Raw genomic sequence first — 25,847 nt, 5'->3', positions numbered from 1 at the left:
TCCTTGAAACCGCGAGCGGAGGACGAAGATGCCGGCTGTGCAAGAGACGGTCGATCGGGTTCGCCAGATCGACGTCGACCAATATCGCTATGGATTCGAGACCCCGATCGAGTCCGAGAAGGCGCCGAAGGGACTTTCCGAAGATATCGTCCGCTTCATCTCCCAGAAGAAGGACGAGCCAGCCTGGATGCTGGAGTGGCGGCTTGAGGCCTATCGCCGCTGGCTCACCATGCAGGAGCCGACGTGGGCGCGCGTCGACTATCCGAAGATCGACTACCAGGATCTGTACTATTACGCCGCGCCGAAGAAATTCGTCGCGCCGAAGTCGCTGGATGAAGTCGATCCCGAAATTCTCAAGACCTACGAGAAGCTCGGCATCCCGCTGCGCGAGCAGGAGATGCTGGCCGGCGTCGAGCGCCCCGAAGGCGAGCGCCGCGTCGCGGTCGACGCGGTGTTCGACTCGGTCTCGGTGGCGACCACCTTCAAGGAAGAGCTGAAGAAGGCCGGCGTGATCTTCATGCCGATCTCCGAGGCGCTGCGCGAGCATCCCGAGCTCGTGCGCAAATACCTGGGCACGGTGGTGCCGACCTCCGACAACTTCTTCGCGACGCTCAATTCGGCGGTGTTCTCCGACGGCTCGTTCGTCTACGTGCCCGAGGGCGTGCGCTGCCCGATGGAGCTGTCGACCTACTTCCGCATCAACGAGCGCAACACCGGCCAGTTCGAGCGCACGCTGATCATCGCCGACAAGGGCTCCTATGTGAGCTATCTCGAAGGCTGCACCGCGCCGCAGCGCGACGAGAACCAGCTGCACGCCGCCGTCGTTGAGCTGGTCGCGCTCGACGACGCCGAGATCAAGTATTCGACGGTGCAGAACTGGTATCCCGGCAACGCCGAGGGCAAGGGCGGCATCTACAACTTCGTCACCAAGCGTGGCGACTGCCGCGGCAGGAACTCCAAGATCTCCTGGACCCAGGTCGAGACCGGGTCGGCGATCACCTGGAAGTATCCGAGCTGCATCCTGCGTGGCGACAATTCGCGCGGCGAGTTCTACTCGATTGCGATCTCGAATGGTTACCAGCAGGTCGATTCCGGCACCAAGATGCTGCATCTCGGCAAGAACACCACGAGCCGGATCATCTCCAAGGGCATCGCGGCCGGCAAGTCGCAGAACACCTATCGCGGTCTCGTGTCGGCGCATCGCAAGGCGGCTGGCGCGCGCAACTTCACCGCCTGCGACTCGCTGTTGATCGGCGACAAGTGCGGCGCGCACACCGTGCCCTACATCGAGGCGAAGAATTCCTCGGCGCTGTTCGAGCACGAGGCCACCACCTCCAAGATCTCCGAGGACATGCTGTTCTACTGCGTGCAGCGCGGCCTGTCGCAGGAAGAAGCGGTGGCGCTGGTGGTCAATGGCTTCGTCAAGGACGTGCTGCAGCAATTGCCGATGGAGTTCGCGGTCGAGGCGCAGAAGCTGATCTCGATCTCGCTCGAAGGCAGCGTGGGATAAGCCGTCGCCGGCGCAAATGATCGGCCGTCGGCCAGGTGGCCGGCGGGACCGCAGCCGGCGCAAACAAGCTGAAAGATATTCGGAAAGGCAGACTGATGTCGTTGCTTGAAATCAAGGATCTTCACGTTCGTGTCGAGGAACGCGAAATCCTGCATGGACTGTCGCTGACCGTGAACAAGGGCGAAGTCCACGCGATCATGGGCCCGAACGGATCGGGCAAGTCGACGCTGAGTCATGTCATCGCCGGCAAGCCGGGCTATGACGTCACCGGTGGCGAGATCCTCCTCAATGGCGAGGACGTGCTGGCGATGGCGCCGGATGAGCGCGCCGCCAAGGGCGTTTTCCTGGCGTTCCAGTATCCGGTCGAAATTCCCGGCGTTGCTACCATGACCTTCCTGCGCACGGCCCTGAACGCCCAGCGCAAGGCACGCGGCGAGAGCGAGTATTCCACCCCCGACTTTCTCAAGAAAGTCCGCGAGGTCGCCGGCCGTCTTAACATTCCGCAGGACATGCTGCGTCGCGGCGTCAACGTCGGCTTCTCCGGCGGCGAGAAGAAGCGCAACGAAGTGCTGCAGATGGCGCTGTTCGAGCCGAGCCTGTGCATCCTCGACGAGATGGATTCCGGCCTCGACATCGACGCGCTGCGCATCGCCGCCGACGGCGTCAATGCGCTGAGGTCCCGCGATCGCGGCATGATCGTGATCACCCACTACCAGCGCTTGCTGAACTACATCGTCCCTGACGTCGTGCACGTCATGTCGAAGGGCAAGGTGGTCAAGAGCGGTGGCAAGGAGCTCGCGCTCGAACTGGAAGCGTCCGGCTACGCGCAGTTCGAAGACGCGGCTGCATAAGCGGGCGCATCATGAACGTGGCTTTGGTGAAATCGACAGCTGAACGGCCGCTCGCGGAGATCTTCACAGCGGCGCGTGGCCGGTTGCCGGGAACGGGCGCGGTCGCGCAGGCGCGACAGGCGGCGTTCGACGTGTTCGCGCGGCAGGGACTGCCGCACCGCCGTATCGAGGAATGGAAGTACACGGACCTGCGCGCGCTGCTGCGCGAGGTGGCACCGCTCGCCGATGCCCCCGACGCGGCTGCGCTGACGCGCGCCAAGGCGGCGGTCGCGGCGCTCGATGTCAAGAACACCCGCACTCTGGTGCTGGTGGATGGCGTTTTCGCGAGCGGCCTGTCCGATCTCGCCGGGCTCGAGGCCGGCCTGCGCGTGCGCTCGCTGCGCGAGACGCTCGATGCCGGCGACGCAGCGGTGCTGCAGTCGGGCGCCGCCACCGACAGCATGACGGCGCTCAATGCAGCGCTGGCGACCGACGGTGTTGCGATCGAGGTCGCTGACGGCGCGGCGCTCGACAGGCCGCTGCATATCGTCCATGTCGCTGTAGCCTCGACCGCAGCGGCATTCACCCGCTCGCAGGTCGTGATTGGCAAGGGCGCGCGCGTCACGCTGGTGGAGAGCTTCGTCGCCGCTTCGGGCGCCGGCGCCTATCAGGCGAGTGATGCGCTGTTCGTCACGATCGCCGACGAGGCGGAGCTACAGCATGTGCGGCTGATGGAGGATGCGCGGGACGCAGCCAACATCACGACGGGGGTGTTCACCCTCGGAGCCCGTGCGAAGTTCAACACCTTCAACCTGACCAGCGGCGGCGGCGTCAGCCGTTACCAGGGCTTCATTGCGTTCAGGGGCGAAGGCAGCGAACTCTCGACCAACGGTGTCAACCTGCTGGGCGGTCGCCGCCATGGCGACACCACGCTGGTGGTCGACCATGCCGTGCCGCACTGCACGAGCCGCGAGGTGTTTCGCTCGGTGCTCGACGACCGTGGTCACTCCGTGTTCCAGGGCCGGATCATCGTGCAGCCGGACGCGCAGAAGACCGACGGCAAGATGATGACGCGGGCACTGCTGCTGTCGGACGAGGCCGAGATCGACAACAAGCCCGAGCTCGAGATCTTCGCCGACGACGTCACCTGCGGCCATGGTGCGACGGCGGGCGCGCTCGACGAGAGCCTGCTGTTCTACCTGAGGGCGCGCGGCCTGCCGGAGAAGGAAGCGCAGGCGCTGCTGATCGCCGCCTTCGTCGGTGAAGCGATCGAGTCGATCGTCGACGACGATCTGCGCGACGTCGCGGTAAACGCGGCCGAGCGCTGGCTGACGGCGCGAGGCTGATCATGCATCCCGCGGTCGCCAACGGAACCTACGATGTCGAACGGGTGAGGGCGGACTTCCCCGCGCTCGCCATGAAGGTCTACGGCAAGCCGCTGGTCTATCTGGACAATGCGGCGTCGGCGCAGAAGCCTCAGGCGGTGCTCGACCGCATGACCAAGGCTTACACGTCCGAGTACGCCAACGTTCATCGCGGCCTGCATTATCTCGCCAACGCCGCGACCGAAGGCTACGAGGGCGGCCGCGAGCGTACCGCGCGTTTTCTCAATGCGCGCCGCAATGAAGAGATCATCTTCACCCGCAACGCCACCGAGGCCATCAACCTCGTGGCGTCGTCGTGGGGTGCCCCCAATATCGGCGAAGGCGACGAGATCGTCATCTCGATCATGGAGCATCATTCGAACATCGTTCCCTGGCATTTCCTGCGCGAGCGCCAGGGCGCGGTGATCAAGTGGGCGCCGGTCGACGACGACGGCAACTTCCTGCTCGACGAGTTCGAGAAGCTGCTGACGCCGAAGACCAAGCTGGTAGCGATCACCCAGATGTCCAACATGCTCGGCACCATCGTGCCGGTGAAGGACGTGGTGAAGCTGGCGCATGCCCGCGGCATCCCGGTGCTGATCGACGGCAGCCAGGCCGCCGTGCACATGGCGATCGACGTCCAGGACCTCGATTGCGACTTCTACGTTTTCACCGGGCACAAGTTGTACGGCCCGAGCGGCATCGGCGTGCTCTACGCCAAGTACGACCACCTCGTGGCGATGCGGCCTTACACCGGCGGCGGCGAGATGATCCGCGAGGTCAGCCGTGACTGGGTGACCTATGGCGACCCGCCGCACAAGTTCGAGGCCGGCACGCCGGCGATCGTCGAGGCGATCGGGCTGGGTGCGGCGATCGACTATGTCAATGCGATCGGCAAGGACCGCATCGCGGCCCACGAGCACGATCTGACGCTCTATGCCCATGAGCGGCTGCGGGAGATCAACTCGCTGCGCATCATCGGCAACGCCCGCGACAAGGGCAGCGTGATCTCGTTCGAGATCAAGGGCGCGCACCCCCACGATATCGCCACCATCATCGATCGTTCGGGCGTCGCGGTGCGCGCCGGCACGCATTGCGTGATGCCGCTGCTGGAACGATTCAACGTGACCGCGACGTGCCGGGCGTCGTTTGCGATGTACAATACCCGGGACGAAGTCGACCAGCTCGTACAGGCGTTGATCAAGGCGCAGGATTTGTTCTCATGAGTGAAGCCCAGCAGACGGCGGAGACGGCCGCGGCGGAAGCTCCGAACCGGGTCGACACCCGGTCCGCGCTGCCGCCGGAGGAAACCGAGCGGCTCGGCGCCGACATCGTCGGCGCGCTGAAGACCGTCTACGACCCGGAAATCCCGGCCGACATCTATGAGCTTGGCCTGATCTACAAGGTCGACATCAAGGACGACCGTACCGTCGACGTCGAGATGACGCTGACGACGCCGAACTGCCCGGCTGCGGCCGAGTTGCCGACCATGGTGGAGAACGCCGTGGCGAGCGTCGCCGGGGTCGGAACCGTGAGCGTCAAGATCGTGTGGGAGCCGGCATGGACGCCGGAGCGCATGTCGGACGAGGCACGCGTCGTTCTGAATATGTGGTGAGACGGTTGCAAGTTCTACCGACTCCCGCGATGATCCATGCACGGGCATTGAAATCCCGACGGACATGACCAGATGACTGGAATGACACCGACCCCCTCAGCGTCTCCGAGCAAGCCGGCCCGCCGGCCCAGGCCCCAAGTCATGCGCCTCACGGAGGCGGCGGCGGAGCGCATCCGCGAGCTGACCGCGCGGGCGGACAGCCAGATCGTCGGCCTGCGGGTCGGGGTCAAGAACGGCGGCTGCGCCGGCATGTCCTACACGGTCGAGTACGCCCACGACATCCGCCCGACCGACGAGGTCGTCGAGGACAAGGGTGTCAAGATCCTGGTCGATCCGAAGGCCGTGCTGTTCCTGCTCGGCACCGAGATGGACTTCAAGGTCGACCGCATGGCGGCCCAGTTCGTGTTCAACAATCCCAACCAGACCGGCGCCTGCGGGTGCGGCGAGTCGGTTCAATTGACGCCAGCCAAGCTGCCGGCGTGATTATGGCGTTGCGGTTCTGACAGCCGCCCTGGAAGGCGTGATGCCGAAGCGACTGTCAGGGCGGCCAGGCTAGTGCGGTTGGCTCCATGGATCGCGAATTTCTGCAGGACCTGTTCTCCGCGTTCGGCCCGGTGGGCCTGCGCCGCATGTTCAGCGGCTACGGCGTGTCCGTCGACGGGGTCAATTTCGCCCTGGTGCTGCGCGGCGCCATCTATTTTCGCACCGACGAGCACAATGTGGCGCGCTTCGAGGACGAAGGCGTCAAGCCGTTCCAGTACGCGGCCCGCGGCAAGCTCGTGACCATCAATTCCTACTGGCAGCTGCCGGACCGTCTGTACGACGATCCCGAGGAGCTCGCGGAGTGGGCGAGGGCGTCGCTGGGCGCTGCCGAACGTGCTGCGGCTGTCAAACGCTCCAGGGAGGCCCGCAGCGCCGCCAAAGGCACGGCGAGGGGCCCAGCAAAGAGCGCGATCCCAGCAACCGGACGCTCCGGGACCGGCGCTGCGGCGAAGCTCTCAGGCAGGCCCGCGAAGGCGCCGGCGGCGTCGCGTTCGGCGAAGCCGTCCCGCGCCGGCAAAGCCGCGTCAGCCGGCAAGACGGCTTCGGCCGGCAAGGATAAGGGCAAGCGCAGAGGCACGCGCAAGGGCAAGATCTCGGCCGCGACCGAAACCCCCGTCCGCCCGAAGGCCGCGCGCAAGGCCAGCGTCCGCACCGCCTCGGCCAAGGCGACCAAGTCTGGTTCGGGCGCACCGCCGCGAAAATCGCCTTCCGGTCCAACGCGGCGGTAGCATCGCGAACGTCGAATATGCCGACAACCCGCCCTGCGGGCGAATACGCGTTGTAAGCAGGGTTCGGGCGAAAGACGGCTGGCCGAAGACTTCAAGCGGCCTGACTTCAAGCCACCTGACCTCAAGCCACCTGGATGTGGTCGGTCGGAGAATATTCCGGATCGGCCTCGCAGACGACGCGGTTGCGGCCGTTGCGCTTGGCGGCGTAGAGGCAGGCGTCGGCCCGCTCAATCAGCGAGATCGTGTCGTCGCCGTTCTGCAGCATCGACACACCGACCGAAATCGTGACGCGGCCGAGGATCTCGCCGGTCGATTTCTTCTTCAATTCCTTCGACATCACGGCGCGGCGGATGTGGTCGGCGACGGTCAGGGCCTGGCGCAGCGCCGTATTCGGCAGCACCACGGCAAACTCCTCGCCGCCATAGCGGGCAGTGATGTCCTGGCCCTTGATCGTGGCGCGCAGCGACAGCGCGACGAGGCGCAGCACCTGGTCGCCGGTGAGATGGCCATAGTTGTCGTTGAACGACTTGAAGTGGTCGATATCGAACATCAGCAGCGACAGCGGTTCGCCCTGGGCCTGTGCATGCTTGACCGCGTCGTCGATGGCGCGGTCGAAGAACTTGCGGTTGCCGAGCCCGGTGAGGGGATCGGTCAGGGTCTCGGCGCGGATCGCCTCGAGGCTCTGCTGCAGGTTGTTGATCTCCTGCTTGGAGACCGTCAGTCGGGCTTCCAGCGCCTTGTTGTGCTCGCGCATGTCCAGCGTCGACTTCACCAGCGACTGCACCACGGCCATGACCGTGCTGCTGTCGTGGGCGGCGCCGAGCTTCTGCGTCGCGCCGTCGAGGCTGTGACCGAACGCGGTCGTCATGCTCAGCGCATCCGACACCAGCGCCATGACATCATCGATCTCGTTGATGACGCGGGCGCCGACCTTGTCGATGCGGTCTGTGGTGCGGAGCTGGGAGAGGTAGGTTTCGTAGATCTGCTCGAGATCGGACTCGGTCAGTTTGCCCTGACGCGCCAGTGTCTCGTTGATGATCTTGTTGAGCGGGGCATTGTAGCCCGTCGCATAGACGTACCAGATCTCATAGTTGCGCGGCACGGCCGGCTGCCGCAGCGACCTGATCTGGCCCAAGGCGACTTCGGCAAAAGCCAAAGTGCGCTGATGTTCGTCCAGAAGTCCAATCACGATGGCGTCCCCGCGGATGAGCAACCCGGCTCATCGCCACGTCCCGTAACAGCCATAAAAGCTAAAACAATGACAACAAGGTTACGGCACGAGGGTGAACGGGCGGTTAAGCAATCGCTCCCCGCCCGGTATCATTACACGCGTGCGCGTATCGGCCGCAGCAGGAACGCCGGCAGATGCGAATGATCGCCCGGTTCGGAGTGCTCGCGTGGCGTCGCAGCCATCGGCGTACGGCCGATCGAGGGCGGCTGATTCGGAGCAGGCGGCTGGTTCGACGCAGCGGGGGCCTTGCGCCTGGAGCGCTCGCCACGACCACCACGCTCCTCGCGGCCACCACGCTCATCGCGGCCACCACGCTCATCGCGGTTGCCGCGTTCCTCGCGCGCGCCACGCTCTTCACGGCTGCCGCGATCTTCTCGGCTGCTACGCTCCTCGCGGCCACCGTGCTCACCACGGCCGCCTTCGCTGCGGGCGCTGGCCTCATCACGGCCCGAGCGTGAACGTCGGCCATCGCGGCGCGGCTTGCGGTCGCCTGAAGGACGGGCGCTGGTTTCGGACGCCTCGTCGGCGCTGTCCACGGTTGCTGGTCCGAGATCGGTTTCGAGACGCGGGATGGCCTGCCCGATCAGCTTCTCGATGGCGGCCAGCGACTTGCTGTCGGCCGACGTGACGATCGAGATCGCGGAGCCAAGGCGACCGGCGCGGCCGGTGCGGCCGATGCGATGGACGTAGTCGTCGGGATGATGGGGAACGTCGAAATTGAAGACGTGGCTGACCTCGGGAATGTCCAGACCGCGAGCGGCGACATCGGAGGCGACCAGTAGCGGCATCTCGCCCTTGCGGAACTGATCAAGTGCCGCCATGCGGGCCGACTGGTCCATATCGCCATGCAGGGCGACGACGCCGAAACCATGACGCTGCAAGGAGCGGTGAAGCAGGGCGACGTCGCGCTTGCGGTTGCAGAAGATGATCGCGTTCTTGAGGTCCTGGGCGGAGCGGATGAGCCGGCGCAGGGTGTCGCGCTTGACATGCGGGGCGCTGCCGCAGCTGACGAACGACTGGCTCACAGTCACCGCGGTCGAGGCCGGGCGCGAGACTTCGACGCGCTCAGGATTGTGCAGAAAAGTTTCGGTGATCCGACGGATCTCGGTCGGCATGGTCGCCGTGAAGAACAGCGTCTGCCGGGTGAAGGGGACCAGCTTGCAGATACGCTCGATGTCCGGGATGAAGCCCATGTCGAGCATGCGGTCGGCTTCGTCGATCACCAGCAGCTCGACGCCGGTGAGCAGCAATTTGCCGCGCTCGGAGTGGTCGAGGAGGCGGCCCGGGGTGGCGATGAGGACGTCGACGCCCCGCATCAGCTTGTTGTTCTGGTCCTCGAACGAAACGCCGCCAATCAGGAGCGCGACGTTGAGTTTCTGGCCGGCGCCGTACTTGTCGAAGTTCTCCTTGACCTGGGCGGCGAGTTCCCGCGTCGGCTCGAGGATGAGGGTGCGGGGCATGCGGGCCCGGGCGCGACCCTTTTCCAGCAGGGTCAGCATCGGCAGCACGAACGCCGCCGTCTTGCCGGTGCCGGTCTGGGCGATCCCCAGCACGTCCTTATGCGCCAGTACGTGGGGAATGGCCTGGGCCTGAATGGGGGTCGGCTGGGTGTAGCCGGCAGCCGCGACAGCGGCCACTACCTTGTCGGACAATCCAAGATCGGAAAAAGACATTGAGCCTCGAGTCGAAACCGCCGTTCGGATTCTCGGGAATAACTGTCGCGTTCAACCCCGGAACGGCACGCTCTTTGGCACGGGGAGGGAGTTACGCTGACAGGCGGCTCACCGGGACATCGCGTGTCGACTCCGCGCCGCGTCACGGCGGAACATAGGGGCGAAATGGCCAAAGTCAATGTGTTCCAGCATGACAACCGCAAAAACCTCACCATTTCCCGGCCAAATGGCGCCAATTCGCGCGCTTTTGCTGTCATTGCGCCTGAACCGTGGACAGCCGGGGGGCGACTATGCAGGAGTGCCGAACCGGCCACCCGGCCTCTCCCGGGGGCCGGCCGGCCCGACACTCAGGAACCCTCCATGATCCCGCGGCTCGCCCTCCGGATGGCGGCACTCGCCGTCGCCGCGCTCGCTTCGTTCGCATCGCCCGCAGCCGCCGAGAAACGCGTCGCGCTGGTGATCGGCAACGACGACTATCGCAACATCCCGCGCCTGCAGAAGGCCGTGAACGACGCCCGCGCCATGGGCGATGTGCTGCGTCGGCTCGGCTTCACCGTGATGGCGGCGGAGAACCAGACCCGCAAGGGCTTCACCGAGACGCTGCTGGCGTTCGACCAGGCGGTCGAGCCCGGCGACACCGCGTTCTTCTTTTTTGCCGGACACGGCTTCGAGATCGGCGGCGAAAACTATCTGCTGCCTACCGACGTCGCAGCCGCGAATGCCGGCGAGGACGAACTGGTGCGCGACGGCGCCATGGCCGCCGAACGGGTTATCTCGCGGCTGCAACGGCGCGGGGCGCGGACGGCCATCTTCGTGTTCGACGCCTGTCGCAACAATCCGTTCGAACGGCCCGGCACCCGCGCGCTGGCCGGCGGCGGCGGGCTTGCCGCGATGACGCCGCCGGAAGGCGTGTTCGTGGTGTTCTCGGCGGGGGCCAAGCAGACCGCGCTCGACCGCCTGTCGGAGACCGATACCAATCCCAACTCGGTGTTCACCCGCAATTTCGTGATCGAGCTGGCCCAGCCAGGGCTCAGCCTCGTGCAGATCGCCAAGCGTACCCAGGCGGACGTTCGCGAGATGACCGCGGCCGTACGTCATCCGCAGACCCCGGCCTACTACGATCAGATCGTCGGCGATGTCGTGCTCAATGCGAACGCCTCAAGCGCTGCCGGCGATCGCACCATCGCCGTGGTACCGCAGCAGCCGCAGCTCGCAGGGCTGCCGCCGGTGACGACCGCGCCGCGGCTGCTTGCGCCGGACAGCACCAACGCGCCGATCGCCAGTTTCTCGCGGCACAATGGCGGCTGGACCGTGGTGGTTTCGCTGGCCGATCCGGCGCTCGCCATCTCCTGGCGCATGGGCGACGAGGGAACGTTCAGGGACACCGGTTTTCTCGACACCCTCGATCCACGGACACGGCGGCGTTCGCCGAACCCGTCGTTCGAGCTGTCGCCGGATGCGCCGGCGGCGACGCTGCAAGTCCGCTATGTCGACATCAACGGCGAGATGCAGGGGCCGTTTCCGATCAGCTTCAATCCGGAAGCCGCGCTGGTGCGCGACCAGCGCAAGATCCTCGACATGACGTCGACGAGCTGGCTGGCGTTCCGCGACTACAACGGCCTGCTGGTCTACTATACCCACCTCGTGTCCTACCGCTGCGCCATCCGCGAGATGCGGATCGGCATCGACAGCGGCGTGCCGGACAAGGTGATCAAGCTGCCGCTCTGCAGCCTCAAGGACCCCATCGCCATTCCCGGCGACGCGCAGACCTATCTGAAGCTGCCGCCCGCAACCCGCTCGGTGTCGGTCGAACTGACGTTCCCCGACGGCAGCGTCTCGGAGATCAAGACGTTCCGGCGCTGACGGTTTATCCGGACACCGAATAGCCGCCATCGACGGGGATCGCCGTGCCGGTGACGAAGTCTGAAGCGTTCGACGCGAGAAAAACGGCGACGCCGGAGAGATCGCCCGGTACGCCCCAGCGCCCGGCAGGCGTGCGGGCAAGCACGCGGCCATGCAGGCCATCCACCTGCCGGCGCGCGGCCTGGGTGAGCTCGGTATCGATCCAGCCTGGCAGCACCGCGTTGGCCTGGATGTTGTCGGGCGCCCAGGCGCAGGCCAGCGATCTGGTGAACTGCACGATGCCACCCTTGCTGGCGGCGTAGGCCGGCGCGAACGAGGCGCCGAAGATCGACAGCATGGAGCCGATATTGATGATCTTGCCGCCGCCGGCCGACTGCATCGCCGGATAGACCGCCTGAGCGCACAGCAGAGCGCTGGTCAGGTTGGTGTCGATGACCTTTTGCCAGTCCTCCACCGGTACGCTCTGCGGCGGCGTGCGGATGTTGATGCCGGCATTGTTGACGAGAATGTCGAGACGTCCGAAGGCGGCCACCGTATCCTTCACCATCTGCGCGGTGTCGGCACGCGACGTGACGTCGGCGGTCAGCGCGATGGCGCGGCCGCCCTCGCTGACGAGCGCGGCGGCCGCGGCCTGCGATTTGGCCGCGTTGCGGCCGGCGATGGCGACCGCGGCGCCTGCCGCGGCGAGGCCGCGCGCCATGCCGAGACCGATGCCACCATTGCCTCCAGTGACGACGGCGACTTTTCCGGACAGGTCGAAAGGAGAGGGCGCCATGGCGGGAGGTCCTTGCAGTCGCGCGTCCGCCTGCATCGACCGCAGGTGCGGTCGGTCCGCGAGACCGGTGCGATGAGAGGGCTAGCGGCGGCGCGCCAAACCTAGCAGGACGATACCGACGAGCACCAGCCCGCCACCATAGAAGGCCCATGGTGTCTGCCGGACCATGAAGCTCGTGGCCGGGTAGGGAAACACACCCGTTCCCTGGCCGATCCAGATCGCGCCGACGATCAGCGCCAGCACACCGAGGACGACAAACATGCGCGACATAGGCAATCTCCGTGCGGGTCGGAGCGGCAAATGCAGGTCACGCGTCACCGGCGATCAGGCCAGATCGCCGTTACGATGATCGGCGCCGTGCCGGAGGCACGGCGCGACGGCATCACACATCCAGCAACTCGTCGCTGGCGAATTCCGCGCGTTCTGAAATGAACGTGAAACGGGCGTCGGCCTTGGACCCCATCAGCCGCTCGACGGAATCGGCGGTGCCCTCGCGATCGTCGGGCAGCAGCACCACGCGCAGCAGCGTGCGCCTGGCAGGATCCATGGTGGTCTCCTTGAGCTGCGCCGGCATCATTTCGCCGAGCCCCTTGAAACGGCCGATCTCCACCTTGGCGTTGGCGTTGAATTCCTTCTTCAGGATTTCGTTCCGGTGGGCGTCGTCGCGGGCGTAGAACACCTTGCCGCTGTGGCTCAGCCGATACAGCGGCGGCACCGCGAGGTAGAGGTGGCCTTCGTCGATCAGCCGCGGCATCTGCCGGTAGAAGAAGGTGATCAGCAGCGAGGCGATATGGGCGCCGTCGACGTCCGCGTCCGTCATGATGATGATGCGGCCGTAGCGCAGGTCTTCCTCGCGGTAGTGCGCGCCGGTGCCGCAGCCAATCGCCTGCATGAGATCGGAGATCTGCTGGTTGGCGGCGAGCTTGTCCTTGCCGGCGGAGGCGACGTTGAGGATCTTGCCGCGCAGCGGCAGGATCGCCTGGGTCTTTCGGTCGCGCGCCTGCTTGGCGCTGCCGCCTGCCGAGTCTCCCTCGACGATGAACAGTTCGGAGCCTTCGGCCGCGGTGTTGGTGCAGTCGGCGAGCTTGCCGGGCAGGCGCAGCTTGCGCACCGCGGTCTTGCGCGAGATTTCCTTCTCCTGGCGGCGGCGCAAGCGCTCGTCGGCGCGCTCGATCACGAACTCCAGCAGCTTGTTGGCCTGCACCGGGTTGCCCGACAGCCAGTGGTCGAACGGATCCTTGATGGATTGCTCGACGATCTTCTGTGCTTCGGCGGTGGCGAGGCGGTCCTTGGTCTGGCCCTGGAATTCGGGTTCGCGGACGAACACCGACAGCATGATGGCGGCGCCGACCATGACGTCCTCGGACGTGATGGAAGCGGCGCGCTTGGCCTGGCCGACGCGCTCCGCATGGTCCTTCAGTCCGCGCTGCAGCGCGCTGCGCAGGCCGGATTCATGGGTGCCGCCGTCCGGCGTCGGAATGGTGTTGCAGTACGATGACAGGAAGCCGTCGGCGTCGGCGGTCCACGCCACCGCCCATTCGCAGGCGCCGTGCGAGCCGTTGCGGCCGGACTTGCCGGAGAAGATGTCCGGGTGCACCAGCGTATCGGCATGAATGGCCGCGGCGAGGTAATCCTTGAGGCCGCCCGGAAAGTGGAAGGTGGCCTCCGGCGGGACGTCGTCGACGCCCTTGAGCAGCTCCGGATCGCAATTCCATCGGATCTCGACACCGCCGAACAGGTAGGCCTTCGAGCGTGTCATCTTGAACAGGCGCTGCGGCTTGAAGGTCGCCTTGGCGCCGAAGATGTCGGTGTCGGGCTTGAAGCGGACGCGGGTGCCGCGCCGGTTATGAACCTTGCCAAGCTCCTCGAGCTTGCCTTTGGGGTGCCCGCGCTCGAACGTCATGCGGTAGAGCTTCTGGTCGCGGGCGACCTCGACCTCCAGCAGCGACGACAGGGCGTTGACCACGGAGACGCCGACGCCGTGCAGACCACCCGAGGTCTCATAGACCTTGGAGTCGAACTTGCCGCCGGCATGCAGGGTGCAGAGGATGACCTCCAGCGCCGACTTCTTGGGGAACTTGGGATGGGGGTCGACCGGGATGCCGCGGCCGTTGTCGGTGACCGTAAGGAAGCCGTCGGCACCCAAGGTCACCTCGATGAAGGTGGCGTGGCCGGCCAGGGCCTCGTCCATCGAGTTGTCAATGACCTCGGCGAACAGATGGTGCAGCGCCTTTTCGTCGGTGCCGCCGATATACATGCCCGGGCGGCGGCGAACCGGCTCCAGCCCCTCCAGCACCTCGATGTCGGCCGCGGTATAGCCGGCCTCGGCGCTGGCCGGCTTTGGAGCCGCCTTTGCGGCCGGGCGGGCCTTGGCTGAACCTCCGAAGAGGTCTTCTGATTTGCCGCTCTTGTTCGTTTTCAATGGCTTAGTCATATGTCTTCAGATCGCATGGGGCCCGGCAGGGGCGAATCACTCCCGCCCAATATGCCATGGATGGGGTCGGCAATGTGACGTCCCGGGCGGTCGCGGGCTGGGGGAACCCGGTGGAACCGGCCGTCCGCTGGATCACAATCGCCCCGGGGTGGAACGGGCCGCGCGCAGCGTGTGCCTCCGTCAGGCCCGGGCGGTGCGTAGCACGACCACCACGAACAAGGCCATGGCCAGCGTGACGATGAGCGAGCCGACAATCGCGACGATCTGGATGCCCTGGGTGGCCACGAGGGCGATCCCGAACGGAAACACGAGGCTGCCGACGATGTGCAAAGCCGCCTGCGCCCTGGCGAGTGTCAGCGTCGTGGCCTGCGGCACCGCGCGGTAGTACAGGCCGCACAGGAACGTCAGCACGCCGCCGACGAGATTGAGATGGGCGTGGGCCGGCCCGAGCGTGAAGTCGTGCTGGACGCCCATCACGATGCCGGCGACCATGCCGACAAGGAGCAAAACAGCACTAGCCGAAAGCATCAGGGCGGCCATCGTATGATCTCGCTTTCAGGGAATGAACAAGGTGCAGAGCCGTCCGCCCGGATCCCGGTGGCGCGGTGCAGACGGTAAGCGGGGAAGGTCGGCGGGCTCCAGAGGTGCCGGCGCGCGACGGTCGGAACAATGCTTTGGACATCGGGCGCGTGTTTTGGTTCAACGGCATGTCGCGAACGGGAGGACGTTGGAATGGAAGACATGGTGCAGTCGGTGCTCGCTTTCGTGCGCGATCACCAGGCCTGGGCTGCGCCGATCGTCTTCTTCCTGGCCTTCGGCGAATCGCTGGCGTTTCTGTCGCTGCTGATTCCCGCCTGGGGCGCATTGGTCGGCATCGGTGCAATGATCGGCGCCAGCGGCATCAGCTTCTGGCCGGTCTGGATCGCCGGCGCGCTCGGCGCGGCCTGCGGCGACTGGCTGTCGTACTGGTTCGGCTTCACCTTCAAGGACCGCGTCGCGAAGATGTGGCCGCTGTCACGCTACCCCGACATGCTGCCGCGCGGCGAGGCGTTCGTGCGCAATTGGGGTATTCCTGGCATCTTCATCGGGCGTTTTTTCGGGCCGCTGCGGGCCTCGGTGCCTCTGGTCGCCGGCATCTTCGAGATGCCTTACATGCGCTTCCAGCTCGCCAACTTCTCCTCGGCGTTCGTCTGGTCGGCAACGCTGCTGATCTTCGGCGACATTATCTCGCGGGCCGTGGCCTGGCTGTGGAGCAGCGCCTGACACCGTCGTCCGTGTGATCCACGACAGCAAAAAAGGGACGGTGCGAGCACCGTCCCTCGAAATCGTTCGCGTCAGGTTCGGCTCAGACGAGCTGGAAGATCGCCAGCGCCAGCACCGCCTGGGCGATGAAGCCGACCACGAAGGCGAGGGTGCGAAACACCGGCACGCCGATCGCGTAGACGATGACATGGGCGACGCGGCTCCAGAAGTAGACCGCGCTGGCGAGCACCGTCCATTTGCTGGAATAGTCGATCGCATTGAGGATCAGAACCAGCGGCGCGAAAATAACGAGGTTTTCGATCGCGTTGTCATGGGCGAACATCAGGCGGTTGGCCCATTCGGCCTGCGGCTTGTCGGCGCGCGATGGATTGGCCATCGCGCCACCGAGTCCGCGAACCTGGCAGCGGTTGAGAATGTAGGGGACCCACAGCAGACCCGTCAGGATCACCGTGAGGGTCAACCAGAACAGTTCGCGCGTCATTGCAAAGCTCCCGGCCTTGATGCAGTGGATGATGAACAGCTCGACGATCCCATCGCCAACTCATAATGCATTTTCGACGAAAAGTGGAATCGCCGGTATGGCGTGCTGGTCGCGGCACGGGTGTTTGCCACAGATGTTTGCCAACGATGTTTTCCCATGACGATATGACGTCGGGGATGCGACGTCAGGCAGGTATGTGACGTCCGACACGTGGAGTCAGGGGAGACGGCCCCGTGTCAGGCGCGGACGTGGACGTAGCTGCCAGGGGCGTCCTCGATCGGCGGCAGCGCGGCGGAGCCGACCTCGCGGGCCGGCACCTGCTCCGGGTCGTGCTGTTCGATCCACTGCCGCCAGTCCGGCCACCACGAGCCCTTGTGCTCCTGCGCGTCCTTCAGCCACTCGGCCACCGTGATGTCCTGAATGCGCTCGTTGGTCCAGTACTGGTACTTGCCGAGATTCGGCGGGTTGACGACGCCAGCGATGTGGCCGGAGCCCGCGAGCACGTAGCGCACCGGGCCGCCGAAGAACTGAGAGCCGTACAGCACCGATTCCGCCGGCGCGATATGATCTTCCTTGGTGGCGAGGTTGTAGACCGGCACTTTGACCTTTGAAAGGTCGAGCAGGGTGTTGTCGAGCACCATGGTGCCGGCCGACAGGCGGTTCTCCAGGTAGCAGTTACGCAGATAATAGGAATGGTTCGCCGCCGGCATCCGCGTCGCGTCCGAATTCCAGTGCAGCAGGTCGAAAGCCGCAGGCTGCTGGCCCTTGAGATAATTGCTGACGACGTAGGACCAGATCAGGTCGTTCGAACGCAGCATGTTGAAGGCCATTGCCATCTTGCTGCCTTCGAGCACGCCGTCGCGCTGCATGTCGCGCTCCAGCGACGAAATCTGGTCCTCATCGACGAACACCAGCAGGTCGCCGGCATGGGTGAAGTCGACCTGGGCGGCAAGGAATGTCGCCGAGGTGACCCGCACGCGCCGCTTCTCGGCGAGCCAGGCCAGCGTCGTGGCGAGCAGGGTGCCGCCGACGCAGTAGCCCATGGTGTGGACCTTCATCTCGCCGGTCACCTTCTCGATGGCATCCATCGCGGCGAGCGGGCCTTCCTTCATGTAGTCGTCGAAGGTCTTTTCGCCGAGGGTCTTGTCCGGGTTGACCCAAGAGATGACGAAAACGGTCAGCCCCTGGTCGACGCACCACTTGATGAACGATTTGTCGCGGTTGAGGTCGAGAATATAGAACTTGTTGATCCATGGCGGCACGATCAGCAGCGGCGTGCGCAGCACGCTCTCCGTGGCCGGCTGATACTGGATCAGTTGCATCAGATCGTTCTGGTAGATCACCTTGCCTGGCGTATTGGCGAGCTGGTCGCCGACCCGCAGGTTCGAGGAATCCGACTGGCGGATGCGCAGGCTGCCATGGCCGGCGACGACGTCCTCGGCCAGCATCTTCATGCCGCGCGCCAGATTGTCGCCGCTCGACGCCAGCGTCTGGCGCAGCACCTCGGGATTCGTCAGCACGAAGTTCGAGGGCGACAGTGCGTTGGTGATCTGCTGAACGTAGAATTCGGCCTTCTTGCGGGTGTGATCGTCGAGCCCGTCCGCCTTGCGCACGACGTCGAACGCCCACTGGGTCGTCAGCAAGTAAAGCTGCATGACGAAATCGAAGAACTGGTTCGACTTCCATTCAGCGTCCTGGAAGCGCTTGTCGCGAGGCGCCGGCGATACCGCGGGGGCGGCGTTCTCGCCGACCAGGCGACGCATCGAGGAGCCCCACAGGTCGAGATAGGATTTGCCGAGCTTGAGCTGCAGTTCGGACGCGCGCGTCTTGTCCGACAGCCAGTATTCAGCGACGGCGGTGAAGGTTTTCACCAGTTCGCGCATCTCGGTCGGCGTCTCGTCCGCCGGCACGCCTTCGCGCGACTTCAGGTAGGCCGCGAGCGCCTGGCCGCTGCTCTCCAGCGCCTTGGCGAGATTGTGCGCGAATGCCTCGGCGTCGAATTTTCCAGGGGATTTGGTGTGTTCGAGAACGTCGGTCATTAGCGGGACACAGTTGAAACGGGACACAGATGAGGATTGGCAGCGATCGAAATGGCGAACGTCAGAACTCGTTGGTGGAATGATGACATGTTTCGCGGGCTATTCCAGAATTCCTTGTGCTGCACCGCGATAAAATTCTTGCTTTCGTCATACTGGAGCCCCAAGACGCCGATCTATTCATGAAGTTCTTAATGCTTTCGCGTGATAGAATGTTCGGCAGCGTGATGATCAGGATGCAAAAATTTCAAGCAGCGGCGCATCGCCGCGTGCTCGTATGCGCACTCGCGCTGCCGATCCTCGCGCTCGGCGCGTGCTCGGTGCCGCTCGCCGATCTTCCGGTGGTCGGCGTGCCGGCCGGTGCACCGGCGCGACCGGCGGAGCCGGGCGCCTATCCGGCCGTTCACGACATGCCGGCCGCACGGACCGATCCGGTCCTCGACCCGACCGAACAGGCCAAGGTCGAGAAGGATCTCCAGGCCGTGCGCCAGCGCCAGGAAGGCGCGGCCAGGGCGGCCAGCCAGCAGTAGCCGCAACGCGCGGGAAGGCGGGGCAATCCGGCCCCGCACGGGCTCGCAGGGACCTGCCTCGGTTAGCTCCGTCGTGACGCCCGACCGGGCGGCGGCCAGGACATGCGGCGGTGGCGCGAAACGGCCTCGGCACGCCCCCCGGGCGCGCGGCAGGCCTGCCGAAAAAACCCTGAAAACAACTGGTGCTGCGGGTCGACCGTGCTAAAAAGGGCCCGATTCAACCGCAAATTGGCGATCCTGCCATTTGTGGGTCTCGGAGCCAAAAATCCCATGGAAGAGTTCTACCGCATTCGCCGTCTGCCGCCTTACGTCTTTGAACAGGTCAACCGGGCCAAGGCGGCCGCACGCAATGCGGGGGCCGACATCATCGACATGGGCATGGGGAACCCGGACCTGCCGACCCCGCCGCACGTCCTGGAGAAGCTCAAGGAGACGCTGGGCAAGCCGCGCACCGATCGTTATTCGGCGTCTCGCGGCATTCCCGGCCTGCGCAAGGCCCAGGCCGGCTATTACGAGCGCCGCTTTGGCGTGAAGCTCAATCCGGACACCCAGGTGGTCGCCACGCTGGGTTCGAAAGAGGGCTTTGCCAACGTCGCCCAGGCGATCACCGCGCCCGGCGACGTCGTGCTCGTCCCCAACCCGAGCTATCCGATTCATGCTTTCGGCTTTTTGATGGCGGGCGGTGTCATCCGCTCCGTGCCAGCCGAGCCGACGCCGGAGCTGTTCCACGCGCTCGAGCGTGCCATCATCCACTCGATCCCCAAGCCGATCGCGATGATCGTGTGCTATCCGTCGAACCCGACGGCCTATGTGGCGACGCTCGATTTCTACAAGGATCTCGTTGCCTTCGCCAAAAAGCACGAGATCTTCATCCTCTCCGATCTCGCCTATGCCGAGCTCTATTTCGATGGCAATCCACCGCCGTCGGTGCTGCAGGTGCCCGGCGCGATCGACGTCACCGTCGAGTTCACCTCGATGTCGAAGACGTTCTCGATGGCTGGCTGGCGCATGGGTTTCGCTGTCGGCAACGAGCGCATCATCGCCGCCCTGGCGCGTGTGAAATCGTATCTCGACTACGGCGCGTTCACGCCGGTGCAGGTCGCCGCGACCGCAGCGCTGAACGGTCCGCAGGACTGCATCAGCGAGATGCGCGAGATCTACCACAAGCGCCGCGATACCCTGGTCGAAGCCTTCGGCCGTGCCGGCTGGGACATCCCGCCGCCGAACGCATCGATGTTCGCCTGGGCGCCGCTGCCGGAGAAATTCCGCGAGCTCGGCAGCATGCAGTTCGCCACGCTGATGGTGGAGAAGTCTGGCGTTGTGGTCTCGCCGGGCGTCGCCTTTGGCGAGCATGGCGAGGGCTATGTCCGCATCGCGATGGTGGAAAACGAGCAGAGGATCCGCCAGGCGGCGCGGAATCTGCGCCGCTTCCTTGAAAGCGGCATCGAAACGTTGCACAACGTGGTTCCTCTCGCCAATCGGCGATAGTTTTTCCGGCTGGTTTTGTCTCGTATGGTCGCACCACTCAGAGTGGGTATCGCGGGCCTCGGCACCGTGGGTGCCGAGGTTGTCCGTCTCATTGAAACGCAGTCGCGGGCGCTTTCGGCGCGCTGCGGTCGCGGTATTCGCGTCGTCTCCGTTACGGCACGCTCGAAGGCCAAGAAGCGCGGCGTCGATCTGCGTGGTATCACATGGGCCAAGGATCCGCTGGCGGTCGCCGGTGATCCGGACGTCGATTGCTTCGTCGAGCTGATGGGCGGCGACGGTGAGCCGGCGCTGTCGGCGATCCAGGCCGCGCTGTGCGCCGGCAAGGCGGTTGTCACCGCGAACAAGGCCTTGCTCGCCAAGCACGGCGTCAGCCTCGCCGCGCTCGCTGAAGCCCACGGTGGCACGCTGAACTACGAGGCCGCCGTCGGCGCCGCCATTCCCGTGGTGAAGACCCTGCGCGAGGGCCTCGCCGGAACCGAGATCAATCGCGTCTACGGCATCCTCAACGGCACCTGCAACTACATCCTGACCCGCATGGAACAGGAGGCGCTGTCGTTCGAGGATTGCCTCAAGGACGCCCAGCGTCTCGGCTATGCCGAGGCCAATCCGTCGTTCGACGTCGACGGCCACGACACCGCGCAGAAGCTCGCCATCCTGGCGAGCCTCGCGTTCGGAACCAAGGTGGCGCAGAGCGCGGTCAACGTCGAAGGCATCTCGTCGATCGCGCCGGCAGACCTGCGCGCAGCCGAAGAGCTCGGCTATCGCGTCAAGCTGCTCGGCGTCGCGGTGCGCACCGCCAAGGGCATCGAGCAGCGCGTCCATCCGACCATGATCCCGAAGTCGTCGTCGATTGCCCAGGTGATGGGCGTCACCAATGCGGTGACCATCGACGGCGAGGGGATTCCGCCGATCACGCTGGTCGGCCCCGGTGCCGGCGGCGCCGCGACCGCCTCCGCCGTGGTCGCCGATATCGCCGACGTCGCACGCGGCGTTCGGTCGCTGCCGTTCGGCCGTCCAGTCGACAAGCTGCAGCCGGTGTCCAAGGCTCCGATGGAGCGCCACGAGGGCGGCTACTATATCCGCCTCATGGCACGCGATCTCGCCGGCACCGCCGCGACCATCGCAACCCGCCTCGCGGAGCAGAAGATTTCGATCGAGTCGATCGTGCAACGCCATCCGGACGACGCCGTTGTCGCTGCGAGCCCGCGCGGCAAGTCGGCGCCGGTTCCGGTCATCCTGATCACCTATGCGACCCACGAGGACGCGGTGTACCGGGCCCTGAAGGCCGTGCAGCGCGACAAGGTGATCACCGGCCGGCCGCAGGTGATCCGTATCGAGAAGAACTGAACTGGGGCATTTTCGCCCCGCCGCTACGTATTTTGGGAGCCAAGACCATGTCCACGACCATTTCCGTTCCGCCGCAGCAACTGCTGGAGCGCATCCTGACGCTCGAGATCGTTCGTGTGACGGAACGTGCGGCGGTCTCGGCGGCGCGCCTGCGCGGCCATGGCAACGAGAAGGCGGCGGACCAGGCGGCGGTGGACGCCATGCGCCGCGAACTCAACAAGATTCCGATCGAAGGCACTGTCGTGATCGGCGAGGGCGAGCGCGACGAAGCGCCGATGCTGTTCATCGGCGAGAAGGTCGGCATGAACGCCGGCCCGAAGGTCGACATCGCCGTCGACCCGCTCGAAGGCACCACGCTGTGCGCCAAGAACATGCCGGGCGCGATCGCGACGATGGCGATGGCCGAGGGCGGCACGCTGCTCAACGCGCCCGACGTCTACATGCAGAAGATCGCGGTCGGCCCGGGCTATGCCAAGGGCGTCGTCGACCTCGATGCGTCGCCGGCCGACAACATCCTGCGCCTGGCCAAGGCCAAGGGCGTGCCAGCCTCCGCGATCACCGCGCTGGTGCTCGACCGTCCGCGCCACGCCGACATCATCGCCGGCGTACGCAGCACCGGCGCCGCGGTGCGCCTGATCACCGACGGCGACGTCGCCGGCGTGATCCACACGGCCGATCCGCACAACACCGGCGTCGACATCTACATGGGCACCGGCGGCGCGCCGGAAGGCGTGCTGGCGGCTGCGGCGCTGCGCTGCATCGGCGGCCAGATGCAATGCCGCCTGATCCTCGACACCGAGGAGAAGCGCGAGCGCGCCTTCAAGATGGGCATCACCGATCCGCAGATGATCTACGGCATCGAGGATCTGGTGAAGGGCGACTGCCTGTTCGCCGCCACCGGCGTCACCGATGGTTCGCTGCTGTCCGGCGTCAAGTTCCGCAAGGACGTGATCGAGACCGAGACCGTGGTGATGCGTTCGGTGACCGGCACGGTGCGCCTGATCCGCGCCGAGCACCGTCAGTTCGAAAAATTCCACCTCGATTGAGGACGCCGCCATGGGGGGAGCTCTCAACGTCCGACCGGTCACCGACGCCGATCGCGCGGCTTGGGAGCCCCTGTGGCAGGGCTACCTGACGTTCTACAAACAGGAGCTGCCGGCGGAGGTGACTGACATCACCTGGATCCGCTTTCTCGATCCCGTCGAGCCGCTGCACGCGCTGGTCGCCGAGATCGACGGCCAGCTGGTTGGCCTTGTGCACTACGTGCTTCATCGCTCGACCTGGGCGCGCGACTGCTACTGCTACCTTGAAGATCTGTTTGTATCGGCGGGCGTGCGCGGCCACGGGGTTGGCCGTGCGCTGATCGGCGCGGTCGAGACCGCTGCGCATGATGCCGGCGCGAGTCGCTTGTACTGGCTCACCCACGAGACCAACACGCAGGCGCAGGAGCTGTACGACAAGCTCGCCACGCGCACCGGTTTCATCCACTATGGCAAGGCCGTCGAATAGTCCCGGGGAGCAGTCTATGCCGGACCACCATGCCGCGTCGAATTCCGCCCCCGGCGTCAAGGCGCTGCTGTTCGATGTGTTCGGCACCGTGGTCGACTGGCGTGGCAGCCTGATCACCGAGCTCACCGCATGGGCGCAGGCGCGTGGCGTGCGCGGCGACTGGACGGCGCTGGTCGATGCCTGGCGCGCAGCCTACGTGCCGTCGATGAACGAGGTGCGCAAGCATCCCGAGCGCGGGTTCGTCAATCTCGATGCGCTGCACCGCGCTTCGCTCGAGCGCCTGGTCGCTGAGCAGGGCATCGCCGGTATGACCGCGGCCGACCTCGATCATGTCACCCGCGGCTGGCATCGCCTCAATCCGTGGCCGGACAGCGTCTCCGGATTGACGCGGCTCAAGACCCGTTTCGTGATCAGCCCGCTGTCGAACGGCAACGTCGCGCTGCTGGTCAACATGGCCAAGCATGCCGGCCTGCCGTGGGATCTCGTGCTGTGCGCCGAGGTGTTCCGCCACTACAAGCCCGATCCGGAAACCTACCTCGGCGCGGCGGGTCTACTCGGCCTGCAGCCTGAGGAAGTGATGCTGTGCGCCGCCCACAACAACGACCTCGCCGCTGCGCAGGCGTGCGGTCTTGCCACCTGCTTCGTGCCGCGACCGACCGAGTACGGCCCGTTGCAGAAGCGCGATTTCAAGGCAGAAGGCGACTGGACGCTGGTGGTGAGCGATTTTGACGATCTCGCCGACCGCCTCAGTTGCTGATCGTCTGCCGCCGTCACCTACCGGACCCGCGATGTCGCCTTCGACGCCTTTGCCCGTATCAGCTCCCGACGCCTTTCTCGGCGTGACGCGGTCGGCCATGGGCAGCCTGTGGCGCGATCGCCTCGACGCGCGCGGCGCGGCGCGTGCGCTCGCCATTGCGCAACGCCATCAGTTGCCGGAGATGCTGGCGCGCGTGGTTGCCGGGCGGGGCATCGAGCTCGACGCGGTCGAGGATTTTCTCGACCCGACCATCCGCAAGCTGTTGCCCGATCCGTTCAGCCTCACCCAGATGGAAGCCGCGGCACGGCGCATCGCCGACGCCGCGACGCGGGGCGAGAAGGTCGCGATCTTCGGTGACTACGACGTCGACGGTGCGACATCGTCGGCGCTGATGGCCTGGCACCTGCGCCATTGCGGGCTCGACCCGCTGATCCATATCCCCGACCGCATTTTCGAGGGCTACGGCCCGAACGTCGAGGCGATCCGCTCGCTGGCCGATCGCGGCGCCACGCTGCTGGTCACGGTCGACTGCGGTACCACGAGCTTCGAGCCGTTCGCCGAGGCCAAGCGTCGCGGCATGGACATCGTGGTGATCGATCACCATCAGGCCGGCGACGAGCTGCCGATCGTCGATGCGCTGGTCAATCCCAACCGTCTCGACGATCTCTCGGGTCTCGGTCATCTCGCCGCCGTCGGTCTCGTGCTGGTGACGCTGGTCGCCGTCAACCGCGAACTGCGCAGCCGCGGTTTCTGGAACGCGGTGCGACCGGAGCCCGACCTGCTCGGGCAGATGCATCATGTTGCGCTCGGCACCGTGGCCGACGTCGTGCCGCTGATCGGGCTGAACCGTGCGTTTGTCGCCAAGGGCCTGATCGCGATGCGCCGGCGTGACCATATCGGCCACACCGCGCTGATGGACGTGGCGCGGCTCAGCGGTCCGCCGGAAGCGTGGCATCTCGGCTTCATGCTCGGGCCGCGCATCAATGCCGGTGGCCGCATCGGCAAGGCCGACATGGGCGTGCGGCTGCTGCTGGAAGGCGACATCTCCGAGGCCGCGCGCATTGCCGCCGACCTCGACCGGCTCAACGAGGAACGCCGCAAGATCGAACGCGCCGCGGTCGAACAGGCCGAGGCCGAAGCGCTGGCGGCGCTCGGCCTCGAGGACAAGGGCGCTGTCATCGTCACCGCGTCCGAAGGCTGGCATCCCGGCGTCGTCGGCCTCGTGGCTGCACGGCTGAAGGAAAAATTCGGGCGGCCGGCGTTCGCGATCGCCCTCGAGCCCGGCGGCACCGGCACGGGGTCGGGCCGGTCGATCGCCGGCGTCGATCTCGGCAAGGCGGTGCGCAAGGCCGTCGACGACGGCATCCTGGTCAAGGGCGGTGGCCACGCCATGGCCGCGGGCGTGACACTGAAAAAGGAGCGGCTCGGCGAATTCCGCGCCGCCATGGAGGAGGCGCTCGGCGACGACGTGCGCAAGGCGCGCCATGTCAACGAGCTGCTGGTCGACGGCGCGGTCAGCGCGCGAGCGGTGACCACGGAGTTCGTGTCGATGCTCAACCGCGCCGCGCCCTATGGCGCCGGCAATCCCGAGCCGATGATCGCGCTGCCGGCGCATCAGCTCGTCTATGCCGATCCGGTCGGCGAGGCGCACCTGCGGCTGCGCTTCAAGGCCGGCGACGGTGCCGTGGTCAACGCCATCGCCTTTCGCGCGGTCGGTCAGAAGCTCGGCCACGCGCTGCTGGAAAACCGCGGCCAGCCGTTGCACGTGGCAGGCACCTTGTCGATCGACCGCTGGCAGGGCAATGAACGGGTGCAGATGCGCGTCAGTGATGTCGCTGTGCCGGAGGCCGGGCCGGCCGTGATCCGCTAG

General features: G+C 65.8%; 24 protein-coding genes. 16 read left to right on the top strand and 8 right to left on the bottom strand.

The window, feature by feature from the left end; translation table 11 throughout:
* Positions 1-28 precede the first annotated feature (28 nt).
* The 7 genes from sufB to JQ639_RS01130 all read left to right on the top strand — a co-directional run bounded on the left by sufB (position 29) and on the right by JQ639_RS01130 (position 6,590).
* On the top strand, positions 29-1,510 hold the full coding sequence (sufB, locus tag JQ639_RS01160; protein WP_211970098.1) for a Fe-S cluster assembly protein SufB: 1,482 nt from the start codon (positions 29-31) through the stop codon (positions 1,508-1,510).
* A gap of 95 nt (positions 1,511-1,605) precedes the next feature.
* Positions 1,606-2,361 carry a Fe-S cluster assembly ATPase SufC gene (gene sufC / locus JQ639_RS01155; RefSeq protein WP_211970097.1) on the top strand — a complete coding sequence of 252 codons (756 nt, stop codon included), beginning with the start codon at positions 1,606-1,608 and terminating at the stop codon, positions 2,359-2,361.
* A gap of 11 nt (positions 2,362-2,372) precedes the next feature.
* Positions 2,373-3,686 carry a Fe-S cluster assembly protein SufD gene (gene sufD, locus JQ639_RS01150; RefSeq protein ID WP_211970096.1) on the top strand — a complete coding sequence of 438 codons (1,314 nt, stop codon included), beginning with the start codon at positions 2,373-2,375 and terminating at the stop codon, positions 3,684-3,686.
* Positions 3,683-4,930 (top strand): cysteine desulfurase, encoded by a 1,248-nt coding sequence (locus JQ639_RS01145; protein ID WP_211970168.1) that lies wholly within the window; start codon positions 3,683-3,685, stop codon positions 4,928-4,930. The genes sufD and JQ639_RS01145 overlap by 4 nt, the downstream gene beginning before the upstream one ends.
* A complete protein-coding gene (locus tag JQ639_RS01140) occupies positions 4,927-5,319 on the top strand; it encodes an SUF system Fe-S cluster assembly protein (RefSeq protein ID WP_211970095.1) in 393 nt (130 codons plus the stop codon). Before JQ639_RS01145 ends, JQ639_RS01140 begins: the two co-directional genes overlap by 4 nt.
* A gap of 72 nt (positions 5,320-5,391) precedes the next feature.
* Complete coding sequence (locus JQ639_RS01135; RefSeq protein WP_211970094.1) at positions 5,392-5,802, top strand: HesB/IscA family protein; 411 nt, start codon at positions 5,392-5,394, stop codon at positions 5,800-5,802.
* Positions 5,803-5,888: 86 nt separating this feature from the next.
* Positions 5,889-6,590 carry a TfoX/Sxy family protein gene (locus JQ639_RS01130; RefSeq protein ID WP_211970093.1) on the top strand — a complete coding sequence of 234 codons (702 nt, stop codon included), beginning with the start codon at positions 5,889-5,891 and terminating at the stop codon, positions 6,588-6,590.
* A 121-nt stretch (positions 6,591-6,711) separates the two neighbouring features.
* Here JQ639_RS01130 and JQ639_RS01125 read toward each other — a convergent pair whose 3' ends face one another.
* Both JQ639_RS01125 and JQ639_RS01120 read right to left on the bottom strand, forming a co-directional pair.
* Entirely contained in the window at positions 6,712-7,779 is a 1,068-nt protein-coding gene (locus tag JQ639_RS01125) for a GGDEF domain-containing protein (RefSeq protein WP_211970092.1), read from the bottom strand.
* Between the two features lie 134 nt (positions 7,780-7,913).
* Positions 7,914-9,494: a DEAD/DEAH box helicase gene (locus tag JQ639_RS01120; RefSeq protein ID WP_211970091.1), complete on the bottom strand. Its 1,581-nt coding sequence runs from the start codon at positions 9,492-9,494 to the stop codon at positions 7,914-7,916.
* Between the two features lie 360 nt (positions 9,495-9,854).
* On the opposite strand from JQ639_RS01120, the gene JQ639_RS01115 reads away from it, so the two are divergent.
* Complete coding sequence (locus tag JQ639_RS01115; RefSeq protein WP_211970090.1) at positions 9,855-11,357, top strand: caspase family protein; 1,503 nt, start codon at positions 9,855-9,857, stop codon at positions 11,355-11,357.
* Between the two features lie 4 nt (positions 11,358-11,361).
* Here the strand turns inward: JQ639_RS01115 and JQ639_RS01110 are convergent, their stop codons facing one another.
* From JQ639_RS01110 to JQ639_RS01095, 4 genes are all read right to left on the bottom strand, one after another.
* Entirely contained in the window at positions 11,362-12,132 is a 771-nt protein-coding gene (locus tag JQ639_RS01110; RefSeq protein ID WP_211970089.1) for an SDR family NAD(P)-dependent oxidoreductase, read from the bottom strand.
* An 81-nt stretch (positions 12,133-12,213) separates the two neighbouring features.
* Positions 12,214-12,402 (bottom strand): hypothetical protein, encoded by a 189-nt coding sequence (locus JQ639_RS01105; RefSeq protein ID WP_211970088.1) that lies wholly within the window; start codon positions 12,400-12,402, stop codon positions 12,214-12,216.
* Between the two features lie 112 nt (positions 12,403-12,514).
* The gene (gene parE, locus JQ639_RS01100; RefSeq protein ID WP_211970087.1) at positions 12,515-14,566 is read right to left on the bottom strand and encodes a DNA topoisomerase IV subunit B; all 2,052 of its coding nucleotides are present in this window, start codon (positions 14,564-14,566) and stop codon (positions 12,515-12,517) included.
* A gap of 180 nt (positions 14,567-14,746) precedes the next feature.
* Positions 14,747-15,106 carry a hypothetical protein gene (locus JQ639_RS01095; protein WP_211970086.1) on the bottom strand — a complete coding sequence of 120 codons (360 nt, stop codon included), beginning with the start codon at positions 15,104-15,106 and terminating at the stop codon, positions 14,747-14,749.
* 192 nt (positions 15,107-15,298) lie between these two features.
* On the opposite strand from JQ639_RS01095, the gene JQ639_RS01090 reads away from it, so the two are divergent.
* Positions 15,299-15,829: a DedA family protein gene (locus tag JQ639_RS01090; protein WP_211970085.1), complete on the top strand. Its 531-nt coding sequence runs from the start codon at positions 15,299-15,301 to the stop codon at positions 15,827-15,829.
* A gap of 82 nt (positions 15,830-15,911) precedes the next feature.
* Here JQ639_RS01090 and JQ639_RS01085 read toward each other — a convergent pair whose 3' ends face one another.
* Both JQ639_RS01085 and JQ639_RS01080 read right to left on the bottom strand, forming a co-directional pair.
* On the bottom strand, positions 15,912-16,310 hold the full coding sequence (locus JQ639_RS01085; protein ID WP_211970084.1) for an MAPEG family protein: 399 nt from the start codon (positions 16,308-16,310) through the stop codon (positions 15,912-15,914).
* 236 nt (positions 16,311-16,546) lie between these two features.
* Positions 16,547-18,349, bottom strand: coding sequence for a PHA/PHB synthase family protein (locus JQ639_RS01080; protein WP_211970083.1), 1,803 nt, complete (start codon positions 18,347-18,349; stop codon positions 16,547-16,549).
* A gap of 116 nt (positions 18,350-18,465) precedes the next feature.
* Here JQ639_RS01080 and JQ639_RS01075 point away from each other — a divergent pair, with 116 nt between their 5' ends.
* From JQ639_RS01075 to recJ, 7 genes are all read left to right on the top strand, one after another.
* Positions 18,466-18,876, top strand: coding sequence for a hypothetical protein (locus tag JQ639_RS01075; RefSeq protein WP_249123628.1), 411 nt, complete (start codon positions 18,466-18,468; stop codon positions 18,874-18,876).
* 270 nt (positions 18,877-19,146) lie between these two features.
* Complete coding sequence (locus tag JQ639_RS01070; RefSeq protein ID WP_211970082.1) at positions 19,147-20,364, top strand: LL-diaminopimelate aminotransferase; 1,218 nt, start codon at positions 19,147-19,149, stop codon at positions 20,362-20,364.
* 24 nt (positions 20,365-20,388) lie between these two features.
* The gene (locus JQ639_RS01065) at positions 20,389-21,711 is read left to right on the top strand and encodes a homoserine dehydrogenase (RefSeq protein ID WP_211970081.1); all 1,323 of its coding nucleotides are present in this window, start codon (positions 20,389-20,391) and stop codon (positions 21,709-21,711) included.
* A 47-nt stretch (positions 21,712-21,758) separates the two neighbouring features.
* Entirely contained in the window at positions 21,759-22,757 is a 999-nt protein-coding gene (gene glpX, locus JQ639_RS01060) for a class II fructose-bisphosphatase (RefSeq protein WP_211970080.1), read from the top strand.
* A gap of 10 nt (positions 22,758-22,767) precedes the next feature.
* On the top strand, positions 22,768-23,220 hold the full coding sequence (locus JQ639_RS01055; protein ID WP_211970079.1) for a GNAT family N-acetyltransferase: 453 nt from the start codon (positions 22,768-22,770) through the stop codon (positions 23,218-23,220).
* A gap of 16 nt (positions 23,221-23,236) precedes the next feature.
* Positions 23,237-23,977: a haloacid dehalogenase type II gene (locus tag JQ639_RS01050; protein WP_211970078.1), complete on the top strand. Its 741-nt coding sequence runs from the start codon at positions 23,237-23,239 to the stop codon at positions 23,975-23,977.
* 31 nt (positions 23,978-24,008) lie between these two features.
* On the top strand, positions 24,009-25,847 hold the full coding sequence (recJ, locus tag JQ639_RS01045; RefSeq protein WP_211970077.1) for a single-stranded-DNA-specific exonuclease RecJ: 1,839 nt from the start codon (positions 24,009-24,011) through the stop codon (positions 25,845-25,847).

The sequence above is a fragment of the Bradyrhizobium sp. U87765 SZCCT0048 genome (assembly GCF_018131225.1).
Lineage (GTDB): Bacteria > Pseudomonadota > Alphaproteobacteria > Rhizobiales > Xanthobacteraceae > Bradyrhizobium_A.
Note: the sequence above shows the minus strand (reverse complement) of the source record. Positions and strands in the feature narration are given on the sequence as shown.

What these genes read in the sequence shown, in the direction of transcription:
- sufB (WP_211970098.1), top strand. Translation starts at nt 29, where the DNA reads ATGCCGGCTGTGCAAGAGACGGTCGATCGGGTTCGCCAGATCGACGTC.
- sufC (WP_211970097.1), top strand. Translation starts at nt 1,606, where the DNA reads ATGTCGTTGCTTGAAATCAAGGATCTTCACGTTCGTGTCGAGGAACGC.
- sufD (WP_211970096.1), top strand. Translation starts at nt 2,373, where the DNA reads ATGAACGTGGCTTTGGTGAAATCGACAGCTGAACGGCCGCTCGCGGAG.
- JQ639_RS01140 (WP_211970095.1), top strand. Translation starts at nt 4,927, where the DNA reads ATGAGTGAAGCCCAGCAGACGGCGGAGACGGCCGCGGCGGAAGCTCCG.
- JQ639_RS01135 (WP_211970094.1), top strand. Translation starts at nt 5,392, where the DNA reads ATGACTGGAATGACACCGACCCCCTCAGCGTCTCCGAGCAAGCCGGCC.
- JQ639_RS01130 (WP_211970093.1), top strand. Translation starts at nt 5,889, where the DNA reads ATGGATCGCGAATTTCTGCAGGACCTGTTCTCCGCGTTCGGCCCGGTG.
- JQ639_RS01120 (WP_211970091.1), bottom strand. Translation starts at nt 9,494, where the DNA reads ATGTCTTTTTCCGATCTTGGATTGTCCGACAAGGTAGTGGCCGCTGTC.
- JQ639_RS01115 (WP_211970090.1), top strand. Translation starts at nt 9,855, where the DNA reads ATGATCCCGCGGCTCGCCCTCCGGATGGCGGCACTCGCCGTCGCCGCG.
- JQ639_RS01110 (WP_211970089.1), bottom strand. Translation starts at nt 12,132, where the DNA reads ATGGCGCCCTCTCCTTTCGACCTGTCCGGAAAAGTCGCCGTCGTCACT.
- JQ639_RS01105 (WP_211970088.1), bottom strand. Translation starts at nt 12,402, where the DNA reads ATGTCGCGCATGTTTGTCGTCCTCGGTGTGCTGGCGCTGATCGTCGGC.
- parE (WP_211970087.1), bottom strand. Translation starts at nt 14,566, where the DNA reads ATGACTAAGCCATTGAAAACGAACAAGAGCGGCAAATCAGAAGACCTC.
- JQ639_RS01095 (WP_211970086.1), bottom strand. Translation starts at nt 15,106, where the DNA reads ATGGCCGCCCTGATGCTTTCGGCTAGTGCTGTTTTGCTCCTTGTCGGC.
- JQ639_RS01090 (WP_211970085.1), top strand. Translation starts at nt 15,299, where the DNA reads ATGGAAGACATGGTGCAGTCGGTGCTCGCTTTCGTGCGCGATCACCAG.
- JQ639_RS01085 (WP_211970084.1), bottom strand. Translation starts at nt 16,310, where the DNA reads ATGACGCGCGAACTGTTCTGGTTGACCCTCACGGTGATCCTGACGGGT.
- JQ639_RS01080 (WP_211970083.1), bottom strand. Translation starts at nt 18,349, where the DNA reads ATGACCGACGTTCTCGAACACACCAAATCCCCTGGAAAATTCGACGCC.
- JQ639_RS01070 (WP_211970082.1), top strand. Translation starts at nt 19,147, where the DNA reads ATGGAAGAGTTCTACCGCATTCGCCGTCTGCCGCCTTACGTCTTTGAA.
- JQ639_RS01065 (WP_211970081.1), top strand. Translation starts at nt 20,389, where the DNA reads ATGGTCGCACCACTCAGAGTGGGTATCGCGGGCCTCGGCACCGTGGGT.
- glpX (WP_211970080.1), top strand. Translation starts at nt 21,759, where the DNA reads ATGTCCACGACCATTTCCGTTCCGCCGCAGCAACTGCTGGAGCGCATC.
- JQ639_RS01055 (WP_211970079.1), top strand. Translation starts at nt 22,768, where the DNA reads ATGGGGGGAGCTCTCAACGTCCGACCGGTCACCGACGCCGATCGCGCG.
- JQ639_RS01050 (WP_211970078.1), top strand. Translation starts at nt 23,237, where the DNA reads ATGCCGGACCACCATGCCGCGTCGAATTCCGCCCCCGGCGTCAAGGCG.
- recJ (WP_211970077.1), top strand. Translation starts at nt 24,009, where the DNA reads ATGTCGCCTTCGACGCCTTTGCCCGTATCAGCTCCCGACGCCTTTCTC.